We start from the raw sequence: 4819 nt of genomic DNA, 5'->3' as shown, positions 1-4819 counted from the left end.
CCGCATGGCATCCGAGCCTCCAGGGTGCAATCGGAATTCCAATTCCGACCGCAAGTGTTTAACCTGAAGCAGACCGAATCGTCAACAGAGCCTAGTGCGTCGCGATGGGATGGCGCTCCCGGTAACCACGGGCGAAGCGCGCAAATACGTGCTCGAATTGAATGCGTCGCTCGTCCCCCACGGATCCCTGCATCACGACCAGTTGCTCTTTCGTGGCGACCACGCAGATGTAGGCGAGCAACGGAACGGCGTGGTGCGCATGTTGCGCCAGCGCTCGAATCTCCCAGCCGCTCAGCTCGCCGACTTGAACGGCCCGGCTGAAGCGCGGTTGGATCTCGCGCAGTCGCACGTTCGACGCGAGCAGACGTCCCGCCGCCTCCTGCAGCGTCGCAACAGGCGCCGGCGGCGCAAACGACAACGTCATACAGGCCGCGACGGGCGATGCCAGCGGCAGGCGGCCGTCTTCCGTGTAAATAGCCGAATCGCCTGCACAGCCGGCGTAAACGAGCTCCTTCACGGCGCTCTCGGGCATGTCGCTCGCTTCGTCGTTTGGATAACAGCGGACGCTGAGCACCGCTTGGCGCAGAGTCGCCGCCATCGACTCCGCATTGCGCTCCGGACAACTCGCGGTTACCAGCACGCTCGTGGTCTCGTTCCCGCTGATCGAGATCCACTTGTAAGTCCAGACCTCTCGGGCGAACTGCCTGGCAATCAGGAGCCGAGCCGGTCCGTCGGCCATGGAAACGCGTTCCTCTTCCAAGAGTTCCAGGCCACGCTCGCTCAGCGACTCGGCGGTCATGGTCGCGAGAATGGCCTCGCGCGGCGCCGTCAATTCCGTCACCGCGATGGCGCTGCCCGTGCTTGGCTGCTCGAAACCGCGAAACGACGCGGCGGCGAGAAACCCTTGCGGCTTGTCGATCGAGATCCGCATGGCGTCGGCGTCGCTGGGAGGAGTGTAGTTGCGTGTACGTCGCCGTGCGGCGTCGCAGTCTGATTCTGACCTTCGCGATGGGATGAAGGCAAGTGCCTGGCGCGCATTTTCGCTAGTCGTAAGCGGAGCGTTGGTTGCCTATAATCGCCGTCGGCATCGTCCCCTAGGTGGCAAACTCATGTCGAATCCCTTCGAGCCATTCCTGCAACAAAAGACCTGCCGGCATGGCCAGATGCTCTATAACATCCACGACCAGTACATCGGCCGGTCGCTGGATTTGTACGGCGAGTTTTCCGAGGGCGAAATCGACTTGTTCCGACAACTCGTGCGGGAGGGCGACGTGGCGCTCGACGTGGGCGCAAATATCGGGGCGCACACGGTGTTTCTTGCGCAACACGTGGGACCGCGCGGCTCGGTCTTCGCGTTCGAGCCTCAACGCGTCGTTTTCCAAACGCTCTGCGCCAACGTGGCACTCAATCAGCTTACGAACGTCGATTGCCGCCAGGCGGCGGTCGGCGCGACAGCCGGCGAAATCATCGTGCCGGAGATCGACTATCGCCGTTATGCGAACTTTGGCGGCCTGTCGCTCGACGGCTGGGAACAGGGGCGCCTCGTACCTGTCGTGGCGATCGATCAACTTCAATTGTCCAAATGCGAGTTCATCAAGGTCGACGTGGAAGGCATGGAAGTACAAGTCGTGCGAGGCGCCCGTGATACGCTGTCGCGCTTGAGGCCCCTGCTGTACGTGGAAAACGATCGAAGCGAGAAGTCGCGCGACTTGATTCAGCTGTTGCGAGATTGTGACTACGAGTTGTACTGGCATACGCCGCGAATGTTCAACGCGAACAATTTCTTCGGGAACGCGAACAATGAGTTCGGCGACATCGTTTCACATAACATGTTGTGCGTACATCGCGAGGTTCCCCACGACATTCAAGGCCTAAGATCGGTGGAACTACCTATATAGTGTTATACGATCAGAAGTTTTTTGGAAAATATCTTCGACGATTGTTGACAAGCTTTGCGCCGTCGATATTATCTCGCGTGGGGCCGGCAATTGCACGCGAACAGCGGAGGTGTGTGGATGCGACCGCCTCGTCGAATGGATTCGAAGGAATTCCGACTGGCGCTGGTCGCATTGAACACCTGCTTAGTGTTCGTCGTGCGAATTGCTGAAGTGTTTCTTGCCGCGCCGTTCTTGTCGCGGCAGCAATTCATGATGCGTTACGGAATGATGTCTTCGGCGCGCCGTCGCGCACATTTGCGGTGCCTTCCGGCGTTTTGCCGTCGAGTTGCCGCGCCTGTCAACTAGTTTGGTCGATCCGTCGGAACAGCCGCGTCGCGGCCGGGCTTTGTCATGGTCCGCAAGTCCGTGCGCCGATCCCTGCGCATCGAGCGCCGCAGCGCCCGGTTCCGATGCGCCTAGTTCCGATTCATTGGCGGAGGATGCTAAGCAATGTCTGCAAAACGCCGACACGCGCGCTTGTCGAGGCGATCTAAGACAGCCAACCGCACGATCACGAGCCTGCAAGGCACGCGCTGGACGGGAACTCTGCAGGCGCTTGAGCCCCGCGAGTTGCTGTCTGCGACCGACGACACGGAGACATTGAACATCGTGGCGGCTCCGAGCGCCTTCCGCGCCGGTGACATCTCTGTCAAAAGCGTTGGGTGGTCGGGACAAGAAGTTGGCCGCACGCTGCAACATTCGTCGGCCGGACTTGGCGCCAACGGCGACGGCGTCGCCGCGACGTTTGGTCCCGGCGAGTATTGGGCGTTCCAGGGTGAACGCGATGGCGTGCTGATGGGAATTCAGTTCGACAGCTTTTCCAAAGTTGATGGCGACGCGGCGCTGTTGACGGTGGGGGAACGCGAGACGTTCAAGATCACGGCGGACAGCTTGATCGACGGCTTTTGGCGAGCGCCCAAGTCGATTCCGTTCCGCGCCTTTGAAACCATGCGCCTCGACGCGCTGACGCCCTCAGCAAATGAGGACAATGCTGTCGGCGACGCGACGGCGGTTGACGCGCCCCAAGCGCGCTGGCGCGTCGCAGGTCTGGAGTTGCTGGGCGCCGACGAAGCGACGGTCGGCGGATTCGCCGACTTGGCGCCAGCCATCGTCGTCACGCCGACGCAGCGCGACGAGTACGGCCGTGAAACGCCGCAGCGTCCAGGATTTGTAGTTACCGGCGGCGACACCGAGACGTTTCTCGTCGATACGGAATATGACCCCGCAGGCCGACCAAAGGCGGTTATCGGCGTCGCCGAGGGCGCACGAATTCAATCGGCCGTCGAACACCGCTTGGAGTTGCAGTATTTCGATGGCGCCCAATGGCTGTATCCGCTAATTGCGACCGTTCGCGCGATCGATTCGTCCGCGTTGCCGCAACTGCAAGGACCTGGCATTCAGGAAGCCGCGGCTAGTACATCGGACTGGGGCACGACCTGGATGCAATTGCTGGCGCCCGGGCGACGCGACCTCGGGGATTCCACGGCGTGGGATCTGCCGCGCAGCGCGTTTGTGTCTGTTACGGGGCTGCGCGATATCTCGCTGCTGAAGGATCCGGTGTTGGGTGGCGTCGCCATCGACACGACCGGCGACAAGCCGGAAGCGGACGGCGCGCAGGGTAGCGGCGTCGTTTTTCAGACGTTGAGCATCGACGATGAGACGCCGGAAGATCCGCTCGTCATATCAGCTGATACGCGGGTCTACAGCGCGGCGGGAAGTACGGGCACGAATTTTTCCGGGCAAGATTACCTGGCGTCGTCGAACTGGACGACGTTAGTGCAGCAACAATCGTACCTCCAATTTACGTTGCCGGACTTTGGCGGCACGGTCGATACTGCGGAACTGGTGCTGTATCGCAACGGCGGCGCCGGCACGACTACCCAACGCGTCGAAATCGTCAGCACGACGCCGGTGAATATCGGCGCCTTGACGTGGAACAACTCCACGGGATTTGCGTTCGGCGCGAATTCGAAGACGTTCACATTTTCCACTTCGGAGACGGCCTTTACCATCGACGTCTCTGATTTCGTGCGCGCCGCGTCGATTCGCATCGGCGACATGAACGGCGACGGCGTGCGCGACATTTGGGATCAGGGGCCTTACACGCTTGCGCGCACCAACCTCCCTTTGTTCTCATCAACGTATCCGCTGGTCAATGCTGCGCGCATTGGCGATGTGAATCAGGATGGGTCATTCAACGTGTCGGACGACGCGCCCATGCAGGCGATGGCGAACGGCGCCCAGGCCTGGCCGTCGACGACGAATCCGCCGCTTACGTTGCGCGTGTCGACGCCCACGGCGTACGCCACCAATACGTCGGCCGTATATCACAGCAAAGAAAGCACGACTCCGGAGTTCCGTCCGAGGCTCAACGTCACGACCTCGACGCCGGAACTTGCCGCAACCCTGTTTGACGTGCAAGGGAACAATCTGCGGCTCCGTTACGACGTGGCCAATAGTTTCGTCGATCCGTTCACCGTGGGGATCTACGCCTCGCCGGACGGCGTGGCGCAGGGCAAGTTGTTACAAACGGTCCAAGTCACGGAGGTCAACCGCCGTGGCATTGGCGTGAATCAGGATCTGGTTGTTCCCGCCGCTTTCACGGATCTCCCCGAGGACTACTACCTGCTGGCGGTGATCGATCCGTATCGCGCCTTGGAGGACGTCAACCGCACGAACAATCGAATCGCGTTCGCGGGTGGCGTCTTCAGCGTGGGGGACGTGGTGCATGTGCAGGCCGGCACGGCCACCGCGAACGATTCGATTTCGATCGGAGTCTCCGGTGCGAATGTGAGCGTCACGTGGGGCGCCGCGAATTGGAGTTTCACCAGTGCGTCGGTCGCGGAAGTCCATGTGCGACCGCACTTAGGAAACGACACGGT

Annotated in this window: 3 protein-coding genes; 2 read left to right on the top strand and 1 reads right to left on the bottom strand. The window is 61.2% G+C overall.

What is annotated here, in order from left to right; genetic code table 11:
- Window positions 1-91: 91 nt before the first annotated feature.
- The gene (locus SGJ19_22190) at window positions 92-931 is read right to left on the bottom strand and encodes a hypothetical protein (protein ID MDZ4782966.1); all 840 of its coding nucleotides are present in this window, start codon (window positions 929-931) and stop codon (window positions 92-94) included.
- Between the two features lie 178 nt (window positions 932-1109).
- Here SGJ19_22190 and SGJ19_22185 point away from each other — a divergent pair, with 178 nt between their 5' ends.
- Window positions 1110-1898 carry an FkbM family methyltransferase gene (locus SGJ19_22185; protein ID MDZ4782965.1) on the top strand — a complete coding sequence of 263 codons (789 nt, stop codon included), beginning with the start codon at window positions 1110-1112 and terminating at the stop codon, window positions 1896-1898.
- A gap of 489 nt (window positions 1899-2387) precedes the next feature.
- A partial coding sequence (locus SGJ19_22180; GenBank protein MDZ4782964.1) for a DNRLRE domain-containing protein occupies window positions 2388-4819 on the top strand: 2432 nt, incomplete at its 3' end.

The sequence above is a fragment of the Planctomycetia bacterium genome, assembly GCA_034440135.1.
GTDB lineage: Bacteria > Planctomycetota > Planctomycetia > Pirellulales > JALHLM01 > JALHLM01.
The sequence above is the reverse complement of the archived record's forward strand: the minus strand, read 5'-3'. Positions and strand labels throughout refer to the sequence as shown.